At 68.4% G+C, this 1,352-nt stretch carries 1 protein-coding gene; it reads right to left on the reverse strand.

What is annotated here, in order from left to right; translation table 11 throughout:
* Positions 1 to 1,151: IS110 family RNA-guided transposase (locus AC4BGE_RS18865; RefSeq protein WP_490576285.1), on the reverse strand; the 1,151-nt coding region annotated here is incomplete at its 3' end.
* Positions 1,152 to 1,352: the final 201 nt, after the last annotated feature.

Consider the following 1,352-nt stretch of genomic DNA (forward strand, 5'->3'; position numbering starts at 1 on the left):
CTGGCGGGTCCGGGAAGTGACTTGTCCGAAGAGCTGGTGTGGGGATGTGAGCCGGCCGCGCTGGAGTCAGAGTCGTTTCCCCGTTGTCCTCCCGGGCCCGTCTTCGTCGGCTCGGTGGTGCGGACGGCGTCGTTGAGCATGGTCTGGAAGACGATGTCGGACAGTCGGCGCTTCACGCACCGCATGGCTTCCATCGGTGCCTTTCCGTCGGCCTTCTTGCGGTCGTAGTAGGCCCTGCCCTCGGTGGGGTTGCGGAGCTGGACGCGGGCCATGGTGTGCAGAACCCGGTTGATCTGCCGGTTGCCCTTGCGCGACAGCCGGTGCCGGACCTGGTCACCGGAGGAGGCGTCCAGGGGTGCGGTGCCGTTCCAGGACGCGAAGTGCGCCTTGTTCGGAAACCGGGTGATGTCGCCGACCTCGACCAGCAGCCGGGCGGCACCGGTGGGTCCGATGCCGTGCAGATCCAACAAGCTGGTCCCGGTCGCGGTGACCATCTCGGTGAGCTCCTTGTTCGCTTCCTTCTTCCGGGCGTAGATCCGCTCGAGATCCGCGACCAGCTCGGCGGCCACCCGGCGGCGGGTCTTCCCGACGACGTCGCGCGGTCGGACCTTGGCCAAGAGCGCCTTGGCCTGGGCCGCGGACAAGTCGCGCTTGGCGCCACCGGGGATGAGCTCGAGCAGCAGCTGGTGCAGCTGGGAGGTCTTGCGGGTGTGCTCCTCACCCAGCGAGCGACGCCGGTCGACCAACAGCCGCAGCACCTCGAGCTGTTCGTTGGTGACCACGGGCCGCAGCCCGCTCATGCGGGTGCCGACCAGGGCCACGGAGTGCGCGTCGGTGGCGTCGGTCTTGCGGCCCTGTCCGGTGGCGAACACCCGGGCTCGGGCCGACAGCTTCGGTGGGACATCGACGACCTCTTCGCCGTCGGCCAGAAGCCGGACCGCGATGTGCTTGCCGATCCCGGCACACCCTTCGATGGCCCAGACCCGGTCCGGCCACTGGCCGGCATAGCGCCGCATCTCGGCGTACCCGTCACTGTCCGTGGCGAACCGGCCAGCTCCGACGATGGTCTCGTCGGCGGTCATCACCTCGATCGTCGCTGAGCGCTTGTGCGGGTCCATCCCGATGACGACCCGGCCTGTAGTTGTGTTCACGCTGTTCCCCTCCGATGCTCGAACCACCATTGGTTGTCGAGCCGGGAGGGCAACGCTGCTTCGAGCCGCACACACCCCTCTTGAGCCTCTCCCTGCTCTGGCGACGCCCGGGCTACGCAGGCCAAATGAGAGCCACACGACCAGCATGGGCAGCCGAAATGAGAGCGACAGCCCGGGCGCCTGGACCGAGCCTCGCCAGGC

The organism is Nocardioides sp. Z50_6 (assembly GCF_058215755.1).